This window comes from Bacteroidia bacterium (genome assembly GCA_026932145.1).
Classification (GTDB): Bacteria; Bacteroidota; Bacteroidia; order J057; family JAIXKT01; genus JAIXKT01.
The window spans coordinates 30,062-46,044 of sequence record JAIXKT010000024.1; the positions used below are offsets into that span (position 1 = coordinate 30,062).

Consider the following 15,983-nt stretch of genomic DNA (forward strand, 5'->3'; position numbering starts at 1 on the left):
GTTAAAAGATAGCTATATGCCTAAGATTACCATTGATGGCGTTGAGTATGAATACGAAGGGAAGCACAAGTTGCTCACGTTTGCGTTAGAGCACGGCGTTGAAATCCCATATTTTTGTTATCATCCTGCAATGTCCACACCTACTAACTGCCGTTTGTGTTTAGTAGATATTGGCCTTCCTGCTGTAGATCCAGTTACCCGCCAGCCTATTTTATTAGAAGACGGTAGCACTAAAATCAACTTTATGCCTAAGCCGACTGCCTCTTGCAACCAAGAGTTGCTACCCGGTATGGTTGTAAAGACACATAGAACTTCCGAAAAAATCGCTAAGGTACAGAAAAGCGTACTGGAATTTATATTAATCAACCACCCGCTTGATTGCCCGATATGCGACCAAGCCGGCGAATGCCCACTACAAATTAACACCTATAAATTTGGCCCAGAGGGTTCCCGTTTTGAGTTGGAAAAAGTACACAAACCCAAGAGAATCCAATTAGGTCCAAGGGTTATGTTGGATGCAGAACGATGTATTAACTGTACCCGATGTGTCCGTTTTACGAGAGAAATATCAGGTTCTCACCAATTATCAATAATTTCCCGTGGAGATAGAAACTATCCTGCTGCTGCACCGGGACAATCTTTTGATGATCCTTATTCGATGAATACGATAGACCTTTGTCCGGTAGGTGCTCTAACCAGTACTGCCTTCCGGTTTAAGGCACGCGTTTGGGAAATGAATTATACACCCACTATTTGCACCGGATGTAGCCGAAACTGTGCTACTGACGCTTGGCTTCGGGATAACGAAGTATTGCGCTACGTTCCACGTGAAAATAAACAAGTTAATCAATACTGGATGTGTGATGAAGGCCGCCTCGATATAGCTAAGTACAATGAAAAAAGGATTTCCGGTGCAAAACTTTCCGGCGAAACTGATGTTCAGATAGAAAAAGCCTACGAGGAAATAGCCAGCTTAGTCAAGGTAAATGCAAATAAAATTCTATTTATCGGTTCTGCATCTGCCTCAGTAGAGACTAACTACGTACTTAAAAAATTTGCTTCAGAACTTGGAGTTCATCATGTTTATTTTGTTAGATATACAGAACCCGGCTGGGGCGATAATTTCCTAAGAAAAGACGAACGTTCTCCAAACGTACAAGGCGCACTCTTAGCCGGCTTGACAGAGACAACTTTACAAGAATTAAACGAAAAACTTGGGCAGGTTCAACTTGCTTATATCGTTGAAGATAATGTTGTAGCTGAGATGTTTTTGAAGGCTGGGAAAAAAACTATTGTGCATTCCTCAAATTATCATCCACAATTTGCTAATGCAGCAGTAATACTACCGGCAGCTACTCACCTTGAATCACAAGGTCTGTTTATCAATGAAGCAGGGGCTGTTCAGCAAACTATAATAGCCAAAAGAATCAAGCAAATGACTCCTGAAATGTGGATAGCCTTGCCTAAGAGCCGTTTAGATGCGGGAGGCGTTGCCGTGGATAACTGGAGAGATCAAGCCCATGTGATTGACTGCTTGCCCTCGTGGCTAATGTTGGATGCAGTTGCGCATATTCTGGGTAAAAATCTACACGCAAGTACATATCAAAAGATACTGTCAGAATTAAAAAATCGCCACGAAATACTGAAGACATTCTCTGCTGGCCAAAAGCGCAAAGAATCATTCAAAATGAGCCAATTTGAATTTGCTATCAGGTAATTACCTGATAGCAAATTAGCTGCAAATTTTTTATATAGAATTTGCCTTGGGCTTAGTTATCGTAAAGTTAAAAATCAGATTTAGCAGCCAAAAATGCCGTTGGTAAAATGTTTTTCCGGCAGGGGTTTGCTGAAACGAATTTAAGTAACCTAATTCTATTGTGAATTTCGGAGAAAAACGAAATTGAAAAGCAGTAAAAACCCTGCTTTGGTCAAATACGTTATAGACGATATTTTTCCCTGCATTAAAAAATATTTCAGTACCGGTACGTAGCCGTAGTTCTCGGTTGTGTTCCAATTTTAAGATAGGAATTAAGAACTGTAATCTATACCGAAAGCGGAAATTGCCAAAATGAAATCCCGAAGCTAACGCTGTTTTATCAGCATTAGTATTTTGAAAGAAACGGCTTTCTACTTGGTATCTTTGCTCAATATTAAAGTATTTGAGTGGCTGTTTGTTGGTAAATCCAAAATATGGCCTTAGCTCTGAGATAGATATGTAATTAGCTAAGTGTGGGCTATTTGCAGATTGTAGAAACCAAGCGCCACCCACCATAGCTCCCCACGTTGAGTTAGGGAACGTATAATTTACATTGGTACGGATATAGGTTTGGTATTGCCGCATAGGTTGCCAAAAAAAACGTTCTCCGGTTTCAAATTGTGCTCCCCATTGTTTGGGAAAAGAAACGGCAAACATATACGTATTCCACGTCAGTTGCTGGTCAGATACCTGTTTCTGACCAAAAGACACTATTCCTATTCCCCAAAATAGCAAAAGTATTTTGGGGAATAAAACGCTCAGAAATGATTTAGGAACATATTTTAGTAAAGAAAACTGACAAGATGTTCCCATAAAATATTGCTGAGTAATCTTTTATCTAAAATGATAGTGAAAAATTACTGGAAAAGTCTATCCCTGTTCCCAATTTTTTATAGAAGAAAGCTGTCAGGTTGTCAGATCCCAGCCCGAGTTTTAAGGTATGTGCTATTTTTAAGGAGAAGAAAGAGCCTAAGGCAAGTCCGTTAAAGCCGCCATAGGAGGCAGCAGCTCCGATAGCAAAAATATCGTGAAAGTCATGGTTGTAGCCAACAGATACAAACGGGCGGGTTGTAGTCCCCGGAAGGTTTGTGAGACCCTGAGCATAAGTGATATAAACAGCATTAGCTATGCGTTCACCGTGTTTTCCATTGTCTCGTGGGTCTTTTATTTCGGCTTGAATGATAAATCTGGTGGATAGCGGCATTACGTACGAGTTATCTCCGGTTCGTTGCGGTTTAAAGATATACTGGATGGAGTCTCGAGATTCTTCGATACGTGGGTCTCCTAATAAATTACCTACAATCAAGCCTTCGTAAGCAAAAGTTCCTTTTTTGGCAAATACTCGTGCATCTTTGGTGTATTTTACTTCTCCGATGTCTAAGACGCTGGCGGCAATTTCAAGGTTTTTACCTAAATAGACCGTTCCGCCTAGGTCTATTCCCAGCCCATTTCCGCTAAAAGCAAGGGGGGAGAATTTTTTTAGGCCTGCAGCCCGAACGTTATAGTCTAAATCGAGTGTTACTAAGCGGCCGCTGGTATCCGTAAAAATGGAGGCTTGGGATTTTTTTACATAAACAGAGGCAATTCCCTGAATGTATTTTACTCGAAACCCGCCTCGAAGCCCTATTTTATTTTCGCTACCGATTAGCGGGAAAGCTGACCCGAAACAAAATTCTCGTGTATAACTCACGTCCATACGTAGTGGCCCTAAGTCGGTTTTAACCCCTGCAAACTGTTTATTTCCCCGCCATGCTAATTTAAGAAAGTTGTCCGAGTACGTAAAAGAAGCTCCAAACTTATCTACTGCCGTGAAGGAAAAGTCAAAGTTTTTTCCCTTTTTTGTGCTAAATTGAAATCCTAAACCTAAAACTTGATAGTCTTGGCCAACACCAAAGAGGTTTTCTTTCTTTAAGCTGCGGATAAATCTATCAATATCGGCAGATTCTAGGACTTTTCGATCATTTATGCGCTTTAAATCTTCATAATTTAAGGCGGTGTTTCCGGCATATAAGTAATAATTTGCGCCAATTTGAACCTTTTTATTGCCATGAATATCCATTTTGGAGGGGAAGTATCTGGCTATGTTTAAATCGCCATGATTAGAATACATCGTTGCGGTATTGTATTGCGCAAATACCTGACCAGTAACGCATAACAAGCAGATTATTAGATATGTGATTCTCATAGTTTGATGATTTTTATGGTGTATTAGTTACTATTTATTTTTAGGTTAAGGTCGCCTACTATTTGTATGGATATATTGTCATTTTTGGTGATTTTTACATAAGGAAATGACGGGTTCATGGTACGGAAAACTGCCTTAGGATAGATGTATTTAGTTTTATTTATAGAGGCTATTTTTTTGCTGTCTAAGTTAAATAGAATTAGTGCTGAATCGGGTGAGGTAGCTGTGTAGGATACCGGACTTACATTGGCACTGGGAATAACTACTCTTTCGGTAAAAAAGGAATCTATCAGTATTTTATTTCCATCTAAGAGATAAATCTGCATATCTGTTTGTATTGGCATTCCGTTAAGTACATACATCTTGATTTTTCCGGTTAGCGCGTTAGATTTGATGATATCTCCTTCGGTGTTTACTGCTGCAGTATCTGCAAAGCTAATTTTATGGATAGGCGCAATGCGTACATAGTTAATAGAAAAGTTGTCTAAACTAAATGATACATCAAGGCCGGCATCATTCCGAATCACGATAGGTGAGTTAATAGCGTCATTACTAATATCTTGTGCCCATAAGTTTATTCGATTGGGGATAAGTTTTCCGGAAATATCTATTGCTTTAGTAGAAAATGTTTGGCCTTTAGGTAAATTTTGCGTAAGGTGGAATTTGAAAATAGTATCCGTATTGGTCGTGTCGGTTGCAAATATCTTTACTCCGGAATTTATCGTTAGCGGTAGGTTGTTTTTTACTTTGATAAAGTAGCTTCCGGTTAGCACTTTGAGGTCAATAAATGAATCTGATAAAGTATAGCGATACGGTCCTGCAATCGGAACATAATTCGCTGGTAGATTTGGGTAAGAACCGGGGGGCTGCAATCCCACATCAGCCGAGCTTAATGAACGGGCGAATGTAACCGACCTTGTTTCCAGAATTTCTTCAACAGTTAAGTCCGATTTTGCTAACGGACCCAAGAGATCTAAGTCCCATTCGGGGGTTTTAATATCTTCCGGCTTGAAATCGCAAGAAGCTACCAACAAGCCTAATATTATGAACAGCCAATTTTTCATATTAAAATAAGAATTTGGTATAACTACCAAATTTTGAGTTAGTTGTGAATAAATTAATTAAGTTGATTTTGCTATTTTTAGGATAATTTTCCGACCATATCTTCGGGTTTCACCCATTTGTCAAACTCTTCATTGGTTAGATACCCCAAGCTGAGTGCCGCTTCGCGTAATGTTTTACCTTCTTTATGAGCTTTTTTGGCAATTTCGGCAGCTTTATAGTACCCAATATGCGGGTTTAAAGCAGTAACTAACATTAGAGAGTTTTCTAAGTTTTTAGCAATAAAATCGTGGTTAGGTTCTATCCCGGCAGCACATTTATTGGCAAAAGAAATACAAGCATCTCCTATTAACCGAGCAGACATTAAGAAGTTATAGGCTATTAGTGGCTTAAATACATTCAGTTCAAAGTGCCCGTTCATACCTCCGATGTTTATAGCTACGTCATTGCCCATTACTTGTGCGCAAACCATTGTAAGAGCTTCTGGCTGTGTGGGATTTACTTTTCCGGGCATAATAGAAGAACCCGGCTCATTATCCGGAATCAAAATCTCCCCAATACCGCAGCGAGGCCCGGAAGAAAGCATCCGAATATCGTTAGCAATTTTCATTAAACTAACGGCCACTGTTTTGAGCGCTCCGTGAGCCTCTACCAAAGCATCATGGGCTGCTAATGCCTCAAATTTGTTTTCTGCTGTAATAAATGGCAGACCGGTAAGATTAGCAATTTCTGTAGCAACGGTCTCAGCATAGCCTGCCGGAGTGTTTATTCCCGTTCCAACAGCTGTACCCCCTAACGCTAATTCCGATAAATGCGCTAAACTATTTTGGATAGCCCGAATACCATGGTCTAATTGAGACACATAACCCGAAAATTCCTGCCCAAGTGTCAACGGAGTAGCATCCATAAAATGGGTACGACCTATTTTTACAATGGTTTTAAATGTGGTTGATTTCTCCGCCAAAATATCCCGCAAATGCCGAATCCCCGGCATGGTAACATTAACAAGAGCTTGATAAGCAGCTATATGCATAGCTGTAGGGTAGGTATCATTGGAACTCTGGGACTTATTTACATCGTCATTTGGGTTCAGGATTTTTTTTTCATCGGTTAATTTCCCGCCGGATAGTACATGAGCGCGGTTCGTAACCACTTCATTGACGTTCATATTAGACTGAGTTCCCGAACCAGTCTGCCAAACAACCAACGGAAACTGGTCATCTAACTTACCTGCCAATATTTCATCACAAACCTGCTCGATACAGTTAGATTTTTCAGCAGAAAGAACACCTAACTTAACGTTAGTACGTGCAGCAGCTTTCTTTAAAATTGCAAATGCCCGGATAATCTCGATAGGCATTCTGGTAGTGCTACTGCCAATCTGAAAATTTTCAATAGAACGCTGAGTTTGAGCACCCCAATATTTGTCAGCAGGCACTTGAACCTGCCCCATAGTATCACTTTCAATACGAAATTCCATATTACATTGAAAAAACACTCAAAAATATACTATATTAAAGTTCGAGAGAATTATTTCTACTGTTTTTCTGAAAAATAAAAACCAACAGCACAGGAGTCCAAAAAATCCAACCTTTTTTATCCCTAAAAGGGAACTATTCTGTTATGTTTTTTTGTTCAAAATATACTTGATTTTTTACTATCTTTGCACATTGAAGGGCTGGATTTTATCAGAATCAAAAAGGTTTATCTCATAGCAAGTTATTGAAATGTTAAAGCATATTTCGGTATTTTCTTTGGTAATGTGGGTACTTCTGAATGCTGTTGGTATTCAGGTGTTTCACCATATTTGCAAAGGAAAAGAAGGTGCTTTAATCTCTTTTTATGAAAGAAAAGAACCTTGCCACCCTAACGGAAAGACGGATACCGTGCCCTCCTGCTGTGAGTCTGCGGCAGAATCTTGCGATATTTCTCAACAAAGCCAAAAGAAAAGACCTTGTTGTAGCAAGAAAAACCAAGTTCATCATCATACAGAATCCTCTAAATCCCAAAATACTTTCCCTTGTTGTAAAGATGAGCTGGTTTTATATCAAGCACCGGTTCACAAGGTAGAAAATTTTTCTTTTAAACTTCTTCTTAATTATTCTCTTGAAGTAGCTGTTCGTTTTGTGCTCCCTGTGGTTAAGCACAGCCAAACCAAATACGATTATACCCAAGAGATAATTCCCAAACCCCCTAACTGGATAGCGAATAGAGTGTTAAGATTGTGAATTTAGAAATTTAATCCCGTAACTAACTGTTATTTTGATAGTTAGTATTCTGTTTTTTTATTCTAAATTCATTTATTTTTTGAACACATTAGCTATGAAGTTATTTTTCATATTATTTATATTATTTTCATTTTATTTTGGAGCGGCAGCTCAAAAAATATCGGGTTTCGTTTATGAGCGTAACGAGTCCGGTTCAAGCACACCGATAATAGGTGCGCGTGTATTCTGGCCACATTCATTACAAGGCGTTTATACAGATTCTGTGGGTAGATTTTTATTAGAAAACCTAAAAAAAGAACCGGAATTGGTGATTTCTGCCTTAGGCTATTATGCAGATACGATTCAATTAGGTACTAAAACGTCATTACAAGTCTTTTTACGCCCTCAAATCACTGATTCAGTAGTGATTACGGAACATAGAGGCGGCTCTTTTTTATCTATTGACCCGATAAATAAAGAAGTTATCACCAAAAAAGAGATTGTTAAAGCAGCTTGTTGTAATCTATCGGAAGCTTTTGAAAACAACGCTTCTGCCGATGTTTCTTACACAGATGCAGTATCCGGTGCTAAACAAATCCAGATGTTGGGTTTGGCCGGAACTTATACCCAAATTTTAACAGAGAATATTCCGTCTATTCGTGGTTTAGGAAGGATTTTTGGTCTAAACTACATTCCCGGGTCATGGATACAAAGTATTAATGTTACAAAAGGTATCGGTTCGGTTATCAACGGTTACGAATCCATAGCGGGGCAGATTAACACCGGCCTCTTAGACCCAAAAACTGCGGATAAACTCGAACTTAATCTCTACATGAACCACTATGGCCGCTCTGAAGCTAATGTAGCTTTAAGGCACAAAGTAACCTCCCGAAGCAACGGCCTGCTGATGCTGCACGGCAGCACGTTTCCCACTCGAATTGACCGAAATGGAGACGGCTTTTTAGATAGCCCACTCTCTACCCAACTTAGCGGATTATGGCGTTTTAACTACGAAAGTGGAACCGGTTACGAAAGCAAATGGGGCGTTCAAGGAATCTATGAAGACAAATTAGGAGGCCAAATCCGATATTCACCGGAGCAAGATAGAGGCACAACACAACAATATGGCTTCGGGTCATGGACAAACCGCTATGAAGCCTTTGGAAAAAACGGCTTCGTCTTTGAGAATAGCCCCTACCACGCAAGTATTGGCTCCATAGTGCATTACTCCCGGCATCGCCAGTCAGCATACTTCGGTCTAAATCAATACCTTGCTGCGGAAGATAATCTAAACATCAACCTGATAGGCCAGCTAAACAGTCCCTCTGAGCAACACTCCCTTTCGGGAGGTGTAAGTCTCCTGTATGATGATGTTACCGAAGATTGGCGAGCACCAGTTCCTGTGCTATTTAAGCGTAAAGAATTTGTTCCGGGAATTTTTGCCGAATATGTTTGGAAACCGGTAGAACAATTTACCGGAATCGTTGGCGTTCGGTATGACCAACATTCACTTTTTGGCTCACTTTTTACCCCAAGAGTAAATGTTCGTTGGCGGCCATTTACCAAAACAAATATCCGAATGTCATTTGGGCGAGGTTATAGAGCAGTGTATCCTTTTGCAGAAAACTTTGGGTTCTTGGTTTCTAACCGTAACTTTATTTTCCCCAATAAACAGCTGTTACCGGATATTGCTTGGAACACCGGCATAACCGCCAGCCATGAGTTTTTTATTTTTAAACGACCGGCTTCCGTTACCGCAGATGTTTACCATACGTGGTTTAGCCAACAAGTTGTATTTGATTCAGATGCCAGAACCAACGAAATTGACATCTATCAATTATCCGGAAAAAGTTATGCTACAACGACCCAAGTAGAGTTTCAATATTCATTTTTAAAAAACTGGGAATTTAAAGTTGCCGGAAAGTGGTACGAAACAAAGCAGCAAAATTCACGGGGGCTGCTATTTCGGGTAATGGTTCCCCAATATCGTTCCTTAGTGAACCTTGCGTATGACAGCCCTAAGTGGCGATGGAGCTTTACGTGGCACTATTTTGGGCAGCAACGGCTGCCGGAGATGTCTATAAACAACAATGCCGGTCAGAATCTTTCACCTACATACAGTACCTTTATGACCCAAGTAACTCGTGTATGGAGAAAATGGGAATTTTATGTGGGCGGAGAAAACTTGCTGGATTTCAGGCAGTTAAATCCAATTTATGGTTGGGAACAACCCTTTGCTCCCGGATTTGATGCCGGTATGGCTTGGGGGCCTGTTTTGGGCAGAGTTATCTATGCCGGCCTTCGCTGGAAACTACAACAACCGTCAGAAGACCACCATCCGGGAGAGCATTAATGCTCTCCCGGCAAATACGATTCAGCCGATTCCCACAAAATTGGCCATCCAAGATACCTTTTAATAAGCTAAAAATTGTACCTTTGTGGCCAAAAGATATGTCAAAAATACAATTTGGTACAGATGGCTGGCGAGCAGTGATAGCCCGTGATTTTACTTTTGATAACTTAAATCGGGTAACGTATGCAACCGGAAAATGGTTATTTCAATTTTCTGAAAAGCCTACAGTTATGTTGGGCTATGATTGCCGGTTTAATGGCCGTTTGTTTGCGCAAGCAGTAGCTAACCAGTTAGCGCAGATGGGTATCCGCGTATTTTTGACACCCGGATTTTCCAGCACCCCGATGGTTTCCTTGGCTACGGCTCAACGCCAAACAACAGCAGGCATCATCATCACGGCATCCCATAACCCACCGGAATATTCGGGATACAAAGTAAAAGGAAACTATGGCGGCCCAGCTACACCGGCTATGATTACCGAAATCGAAAACTTAATTCCAGAAGCACCCCAGCCCGTAGAAGATAAATTCGATGAACTCCTAACCCAACGAAAAATCGAATATTATGACGCAGAAGCATTGTATATCAATCATTTAAGGCAATCTTTTGATATTGATGCTATCCGAAATGCAAATATAAGCATTGGTTATGATGCTATGTACGGTGCCGGCCAGAACGCCGTTCGGAAGCTGCTACCCAAAGCAACACTGCTTCACTGCGACTATAATCCGTCTTTTATGGGGCAAGCTCCAGAACCAATCGAAAAAAATCTGCAGCCCTTTGAAACCCTTATCAGAGAACAAAAACTAAGTGTGGGCTTAGCTACTGACGGAGATGCAGACCGAATCGGCCTATATGACGAAAACGCACAATTCGTTGATTCTCATCATATTATATTAATTCTGATTCATTATTTACATAAATATAAAAAAGAAACAGGAAAAGTAGCTTGCTCTTTTTCTTGTACTTCAAAAATTCAAAAAATTTGCCAAGACTATGGCCTGCCTTTAGAGGTAACCAAAATCGGATTTAAACATATTTGTGAAATTATGATTCAAGAAAAAGTGTTGGTTGGTGGTGAGGAATCCGGTGGCATTTCAGTTTTAGGGCACGTTCCGGAACGAGATGGGATTTATATCGGCCTGATGATCATGGAGTTTATGGCAAAAACAGGCAAGAAGCTGACAGAACTCATCCAAGAATTATATGAAGTTATCGGTTCTTTTTCAGTGCAACGGCAAGATTTACATTTGGCAGAAACCCTAAAACAAGCCATCATGGTTTGCTGCCGCGAAAATTCTTACCCAAAATTTGGAGATTATCACGTTACCCAAGTAGATACTTTAGACGGATATAAATTCTGGCTTTCAGACTCTACTTGGGTGATGATTCGCCCTTCCGGAACAGAACCCGTATTACGCATTTATGCCGAAGGTGCAACCAAACAACAAGCAAACGACATCTTAGAAAAAACAATTGCAACTATTTTGGCCTGATTTTTGATAAAATGATGGTATGAACCGCATATTCATCATATTGTTGGTGATCAATTTAACGTTTAAGCTAAATTCCGATGCCCAAAACGTTACCGTAGAACCCAAAGTAAATCAACTATTAAATGATTTAATTCGGGGATTACAGGTTCAGAATATTGAAGAATCTGAAAAAATCGTTTTGGGCTGCGTACATAGCAGCTTAAAAACGGAAGACGGAAAACGCCTAATTCGAGACGTATTTGAATACAGTTTTCAAAAAGCGCATGAAGTAGCTGCACTATATCAATATCCGGTCTTGGTAGCTCGTATGCGAGAAAAAGGACAAACAACAGTTGGGCACGAGCCAAATACAGAACAAGGGCGTATCGTTGAATATTATCTATCTAAAAAATCAAAAGACAACGGATTACCTGCTCCGGTACAAGTGTTTTTTCCTGCATCAGGCGGAAACCCGACAATCTACTACCTTGGCGGGCTATAAATTACTTGTATTATTCTAACAAATTGATAATTAAGTTAATTTAGAAATAATAAAGATAACTAACGCTGTAAAAAGATTCATTCCGACCACCACCGAAACAAACACCGGCCAAGGCTTTCGAGGCAAACGAAAGTAAATCCATGTCCCCTCAGAAACAATAGAAATAACGATTAGAAATACCGCTTTTATCCACATCGGAAGTTCTTCGCTTAATAAAGGTATTAATACAAGACCTATCGCTAAAGACAGTGTATTGATAAAAATTCCTTGATATATCCCTGATTTAAAGGACGACGTAAAATTAAACCTATAGAGAATAATCCCCTCAATAATCCCCACAAGAATAATCCCAATGATAGGAATCATTAAAAGGCCAAATAAAAAAAGAGGGCCAACCGCATCAGCTAAGGTGTTCATTATCTAATAGTTATATTTTTTATTGAGAATGATTAACAAGAGCTTTATCTCAAATACTTGTCGTTATTCACCTCTCAGCAAAAGTAGGGTGATTTTTGTAAGATTCAAAAAGGATTACAAAATGCTAAAAAGAGTACGATACAATACTGAAAATCATCACAACTAATTATGCAATAAGCGCAGCAGAAAAAGACAATTTTGGGTAATAATTTTCTTAAAATGTGTTATTTTTGCCGTATTATGCTGACACAACCGACGAAAATAAATATTCCGCGCACCCCCACGGGAACAGACCTTACCTGCAAAGGTTGGATACAAGAAGCTGCCTACCGAATGTTACTCAACAATTTAGATCCAAACGTTGCAGAGTGTCCGGAAGACCTTATCGTTTATGGCGGAACCGGAAAGGCAGCACGAAATTTTGAATCTCTACAGTTGATTCTCAAAGCATTAAAAGACTTAGAAAACGACGAAACCCTGCTTATACAATCCGGAAAACCGGTAGGCATCTTGCCAACACACCCGGAGGCACCACGTGTGTTAATCTCCAATTCGATGTTAGTACCCAAATGGGCTACTTGGGATCATTTTAGAGACCTCGAAAAACAAGGCCTGATGATGTACGGACAAATGACTGCCGGTAGTTGGATTTATATTGGCTCACAAGGTATTGTGCAAGGGACTTACGAAACCTTTTCTGCCTTAGCAAATAAACATTTTGGAGGAACTTTAAAAGGCAAATTGAATGTAACCGCCGGATTAGGAGGCATGGGCGGCGCACAACCCCTCGCAATCACGATGAATGAAGGCGTTTGCCTCGCCGCCGAAGTAGAAGCATGGAGAATCGAAAAAAGAATCCAAACAAAATATCTGGATTTTATGGTTAATGACCTTGATGAAGCTATTGACCGCGCTATTGAAGCTAAAAATAACAACCAAGCAATTTCCATCGGTGTTTCATGTAATGCAGTTACGTTACTCCGCAGACTTCTAGAGCGAAACATAACCCCGGATACCCTTACCGACCAGACTTCCGCCCATGATGCACTTATCGGATATTATCCGGAAAATATAACCGTAACCGAAGCTAAACAACTAAGGCAGAGTAACTCCGAAGAGTATATCAAGCTATCTTTACAAACGATGGCGGAGCATGTGCGCCTGATGCTTGCACTGCAAAAACGCGGTGCGATAACTTTTGACTACGGAAATAACCTTCGTGGGCAAGCACTTACACAAGGTGTTTCTGATGCCTTTGACTTTCCGGGCTTTGTACCGGCTTATGTCCGCCCGCTATTTTGCGAGGGAAAAGGCCCTTTTCGCTGGGCAGCCCTCTCCGGAGACCCGAATGACATCTATGAAACCGATAAGGTTATCTTAGAATTATTTCCCGAAAACAAACCATTAGCACGCTGGATAAAGATGGCGCAAGAACGTATTGCATTTCAAGGATTACCGGCAAGGATTTGCTGGCTTGGACAAGGAGAGCGCGCCAAAGCCGGCTTAGCCTTCAACAAATTGGTAGCCGAAAAACGGGTCAAAGCACCTATTGTCATCGGAAGAGACCATTTAGATACCGGTTCAGTAGCCTCACCTAACCGTGAAACGGAAGCTATGCTTGACGGTTCTGATGCCGTAGCCGACTGGCCAATCCTGAATGCCTTAGTAAACACAGCCAGTGGTGCCAGTTGGGTATCTCTACACCACGGAGGCGGAGTAGGAATAGGCTATTCCATTCATGCAGGCCAAGTTATAGTAGCAGACGGAACACCCGAAGCCGCCAAAAGGCTTCAACGAGTGCTCCATAATGACCCCGCTATGGGAGTCCTCAGACACTTAGATGCCGGCTATGATATCGCCAAAGATACCGCCCATAAGCATAACCTCAACTTAGCAGATAGATTAAATAGATGAAAAATAATTTTCATCCAATTTGGCTAAGTTATTATAAAAATGTACTTTTGTCGCAACATATTTCTAAATCATTATGAAACGATTAGTTTTTACATTATCTGTGTTTGCTTTATTGGCAACTCAATCTAAGGCACAGGTTATTTGCAGTCCGGATCCCAATGCTTGCGTTCCCAGCGATACCACTGCTGCCTGTATTGTTCCGTATCCTGTATTGGAATTGCTTGTGAACGAAAATGTTCCTGCAAATAAACAAGAGTTACGTTTTGTGATTGCTCAAACCGCTAATGGTGGGCCACTTGGGCAAGTTACCGTTAAGAAAGTAAAAATTTCAGACATTGTAAATATTCCAGCCGGCCTAACTTGGCAGCCAGCAGCTGCAGATTCTACCTATAACGATGATAACGTAAAAAATACTCAAGGAAAAGATATTGGACCTTATGGCTGTGTAAAATTAACAGGAACCCCTACCACCCTAAATGCTGTTACTGACTCCGTAGCTATTCGCCTGAATGTTACCGTTCAGTCTGCACTTGGCCCTATAACTCAACCCCAAGATTTCAAATACCGGATAGCAATTGTAAGCACATTAGGCATTGACCATGAAGTTGTGAGTAACTTAAAACTCAATGTATTCCCTAATCCGGCTCAAGAAATAACCAAAGTTCGTTTTAGTCTAACAAAACCACAATCCATAAGCATCCGCATATATGATATGCACGGCCGTGTAGTAAGCACCCAAACCAAAGGTATGACCCCTGCCGGAGAATATGAAGAAACATTAGACATATCCAGCCTTCCATCAGGGTTATACAACGTAGCTATTCAAGTAGGAGAATACCAAACTTCACGGAAGTTAGTCAAAAACTAAGAATTTCCTAAAATAACACTGATTTTAGTATTTAGGATTCATCTAACACGTAACTGAATTAGTTTTTTTGAATTTCTAAAAAATCAGGATTTCTCAATATAGATACTTCAAAAGCCGGAACATATTCCGGCTTTTGAAGTATTATAAAGTAATAGGTTGGGGTTCAGAAAGTATGATGAAAAGATTTGGTAATAAGAAATAACTTTATTGTCTATACCAGAAGTCAAACTAATTATTGGGCATAATATCCAAATATTAGCATAAGGTTAATGTTAAATTTATTGAATTTTGCTGCCCATGAAAATTACGCAACAATATCCTTTTTTGATTGTGGCTGGAACGACTAAGGCTGCAACGACTTCTGTTTTTCGTTATTTAGCAGACCATCCTCAGGTTGCGGCAGCCTCCTATAAAGAAACCCGTTTTTTTTTATCTCCTGAGTATCCGCTACTGGCTCCTGCCAGAATTGCTACGCACCCAATAGCAGTTTATGAGGGTTATTTTTCTCCCAAAGGTGAACAAGTATGTATGGAATCTACGCCGGATTATTTACATGACTTAACTACTCCTGAACGTATTAGCCGGGAAATACCGAATATCAAGATATTGCTGTTGCTCAGAAACCCTGTTTCTCGCTTGCAATCTTGGTATAAATTTGCACAGCAAACCGGCTATTTGCCACAATCAGTTACTTTTGAAGGGTACGTTTCGAACCTATTTGCAATTGAAAAACCAACTCAGCAGTATGAACTTGCGCTACAGCAAGGAAAATATGTAGATTACATAAAACATTGGCTGCGCTTTTTCCCTAAAGAATCTATTAAAATCTGCTGGTATGAAGAACTTAGTGATTATCCAGGAAAAGTTATGCAGTCGGTTGCTTCATTTGGAGGTATTGACCCAGATTTTTACCAAAGCTATCGTTTCCAAGCTGAAAATGTAACGATGGAGATACGTAGGCCGGGCATTCACAAATTATATCATGAGTTTCGGTATAAACTCCGGCATTATACACTCAAAATACCGATTATCCATACGTTTTTCAAGTTTTTACGAAAAACAGTAGAACCTCTTTATCTGAGTATTAATGCTAAAAAGAAAACGGAAGTATCTCTTAATGAAGAGATAGGGCAAAAATTAGCGGCATATTATCGTCCATCCGTTATAGAACTCGCAGAACTGACCGGCCAAACTCCTCCGTGGAATTTTTAAGAAAAAACCAACCGAAAATGAAGCTACCTTAG

13 protein-coding genes are annotated in these 15,983 nt (G+C 40.2%); 8 read left to right on the forward strand and 5 right to left on the reverse strand.

Annotation, left to right across the window (positions count from 1 at the left end; all coding sequences use genetic code 11):
* Nucleotides 1-16 precede the first annotated feature (16 nt).
* Entirely contained in the window at nt 17-1,717 is a 1,701-nt protein-coding gene (locus LC115_06740; protein ID MCZ2356372.1) for a (2Fe-2S)-binding protein, read from the forward strand.
* 30 nt (nt 1,718-1,747) lie between these two features.
* Here LC115_06740 and LC115_06745 read toward each other — a convergent pair whose 3' ends face one another.
* The 4 genes from LC115_06745 to fumC form a co-directional block, all read right to left on the reverse strand.
* Nucleotides 1,748-2,569 carry a DUF2490 domain-containing protein gene (locus LC115_06745; protein ID MCZ2356373.1) on the reverse strand — a complete coding sequence of 274 codons (822 nt, stop codon included), beginning with the start codon at nt 2,567-2,569 and terminating at the stop codon, nt 1,748-1,750.
* Nucleotides 2,570-2,594: 25 nt separating this feature from the next.
* Nucleotides 2,595-3,941: a DUF5723 family protein gene (locus tag LC115_06750; protein MCZ2356374.1), complete on the reverse strand. Its 1,347-nt coding sequence runs from the start codon at nt 3,939-3,941 to the stop codon at nt 2,595-2,597.
* Between the two features lie 23 nt (nt 3,942-3,964).
* Nucleotides 3,965-5,005 carry a hypothetical protein gene (locus LC115_06755; protein ID MCZ2356375.1) on the reverse strand — a complete coding sequence of 347 codons (1,041 nt, stop codon included), beginning with the start codon at nt 5,003-5,005 and terminating at the stop codon, nt 3,965-3,967.
* Nucleotides 5,006-5,082: 77 nt separating this feature from the next.
* On the reverse strand, nt 5,083-6,483 hold the full coding sequence (gene fumC / locus LC115_06760) for a class II fumarate hydratase (protein ID MCZ2356376.1): 1,401 nt from the start codon (nt 6,481-6,483) through the stop codon (nt 5,083-5,085).
* A 247-nt stretch (nt 6,484-6,730) separates the two neighbouring features.
* Here fumC and LC115_06765 point away from each other — a divergent pair, with 247 nt between their 5' ends.
* The 4 genes from LC115_06765 to LC115_06780 all read left to right on the forward strand — a co-directional run bounded on the left by LC115_06765 (nt 6,731) and on the right by LC115_06780 (nt 11,540).
* On the forward strand, nt 6,731-7,231 hold the full coding sequence (locus tag LC115_06765; protein MCZ2356377.1) for a hypothetical protein: 501 nt from the start codon (nt 6,731-6,733) through the stop codon (nt 7,229-7,231).
* A gap of 94 nt (nt 7,232-7,325) precedes the next feature.
* Nucleotides 7,326-9,563, forward strand: a complete 2,238-nt coding sequence (locus LC115_06770) for a TonB-dependent receptor (GenBank protein ID MCZ2356378.1) — start codon at nt 7,326-7,328, stop codon at nt 9,561-9,563.
* 98 nt (nt 9,564-9,661) lie between these two features.
* Nucleotides 9,662-11,059, forward strand: a complete 1,398-nt coding sequence (locus LC115_06775; protein ID MCZ2356379.1) for a phosphoglucomutase/phosphomannomutase family protein — start codon at nt 9,662-9,664, stop codon at nt 11,057-11,059.
* A gap of 19 nt (nt 11,060-11,078) precedes the next feature.
* On the forward strand, nt 11,079-11,540 hold the full coding sequence (locus LC115_06780; GenBank protein ID MCZ2356380.1) for a hypothetical protein: 462 nt from the start codon (nt 11,079-11,081) through the stop codon (nt 11,538-11,540).
* A 30-nt stretch (nt 11,541-11,570) separates the two neighbouring features.
* Here LC115_06780 and LC115_06785 read toward each other — a convergent pair whose 3' ends face one another.
* Nucleotides 11,571-11,957 (reverse strand): hypothetical protein, encoded by a 387-nt coding sequence (locus LC115_06785; protein ID MCZ2356381.1) that lies wholly within the window; start codon nt 11,955-11,957, stop codon nt 11,571-11,573.
* Between the two features lie 240 nt (nt 11,958-12,197).
* Between LC115_06785 and hutU the strand changes: the two genes are divergently transcribed.
* The 3 genes from hutU (at nt 12,198) to LC115_06800 (ending at nt 15,951) form a co-directional block, all read left to right on the forward strand.
* The gene (gene hutU / locus LC115_06790) at nt 12,198-13,871 is read left to right on the forward strand and encodes a urocanate hydratase (GenBank protein ID MCZ2356382.1); all 1,674 of its coding nucleotides are present in this window, start codon (nt 12,198-12,200) and stop codon (nt 13,869-13,871) included.
* A gap of 73 nt (nt 13,872-13,944) precedes the next feature.
* Nucleotides 13,945-14,739 carry a T9SS type A sorting domain-containing protein gene (locus tag LC115_06795; protein MCZ2356383.1) on the forward strand — a complete coding sequence of 265 codons (795 nt, stop codon included), beginning with the start codon at nt 13,945-13,947 and terminating at the stop codon, nt 14,737-14,739.
* 297 nt (nt 14,740-15,036) lie between these two features.
* Nucleotides 15,037-15,951 carry a sulfotransferase domain-containing protein gene (locus tag LC115_06800; GenBank protein ID MCZ2356384.1) on the forward strand — a complete coding sequence of 305 codons (915 nt, stop codon included), beginning with the start codon at nt 15,037-15,039 and terminating at the stop codon, nt 15,949-15,951.
* Nucleotides 15,952-15,983 lie beyond the last annotated feature (32 nt).

Excerpts from the sequence above, each read along its gene's own strand:
- LC115_06740 (MCZ2356372.1), top strand. The coding sequence starts at position 17 with ATGCCTAAGATTACCATTGATGGCGTTGAGTATGAATACGAAGGGAAG.
- LC115_06745 (MCZ2356373.1), bottom strand. The coding sequence starts at position 2,569 with ATGGGAACATCTTGTCAGTTTTCTTTACTAAAATATGTTCCTAAATCA.
- LC115_06750 (MCZ2356374.1), bottom strand. The coding sequence starts at position 3,941 with ATGAGAATCACATATCTAATAATCTGCTTGTTATGCGTTACTGGTCAG.
- LC115_06755 (MCZ2356375.1), bottom strand. The coding sequence starts at position 5,005 with ATGAAAAATTGGCTGTTCATAATATTAGGCTTGTTGGTAGCTTCTTGC.
- fumC (MCZ2356376.1), bottom strand. The coding sequence starts at position 6,483 with ATGGAATTTCGTATTGAAAGTGATACTATGGGGCAGGTTCAAGTGCCT.
- LC115_06765 (MCZ2356377.1), top strand. The coding sequence starts at position 6,731 with ATGTTAAAGCATATTTCGGTATTTTCTTTGGTAATGTGGGTACTTCTG.
- LC115_06770 (MCZ2356378.1), top strand. The coding sequence starts at position 7,326 with ATGAAGTTATTTTTCATATTATTTATATTATTTTCATTTTATTTTGGA.
- LC115_06775 (MCZ2356379.1), top strand. The coding sequence starts at position 9,662 with ATGTCAAAAATACAATTTGGTACAGATGGCTGGCGAGCAGTGATAGCC.
- LC115_06780 (MCZ2356380.1), top strand. The coding sequence starts at position 11,079 with ATGAACCGCATATTCATCATATTGTTGGTGATCAATTTAACGTTTAAG.
- LC115_06785 (MCZ2356381.1), bottom strand. The coding sequence starts at position 11,957 with ATGAACACCTTAGCTGATGCGGTTGGCCCTCTTTTTTTATTTGGCCTT.
- hutU (MCZ2356382.1), top strand. The coding sequence starts at position 12,198 with ATGCTGACACAACCGACGAAAATAAATATTCCGCGCACCCCCACGGGA.
- LC115_06795 (MCZ2356383.1), top strand. The coding sequence starts at position 13,945 with ATGAAACGATTAGTTTTTACATTATCTGTGTTTGCTTTATTGGCAACT.
- LC115_06800 (MCZ2356384.1), top strand. The coding sequence starts at position 15,037 with ATGAAAATTACGCAACAATATCCTTTTTTGATTGTGGCTGGAACGACT.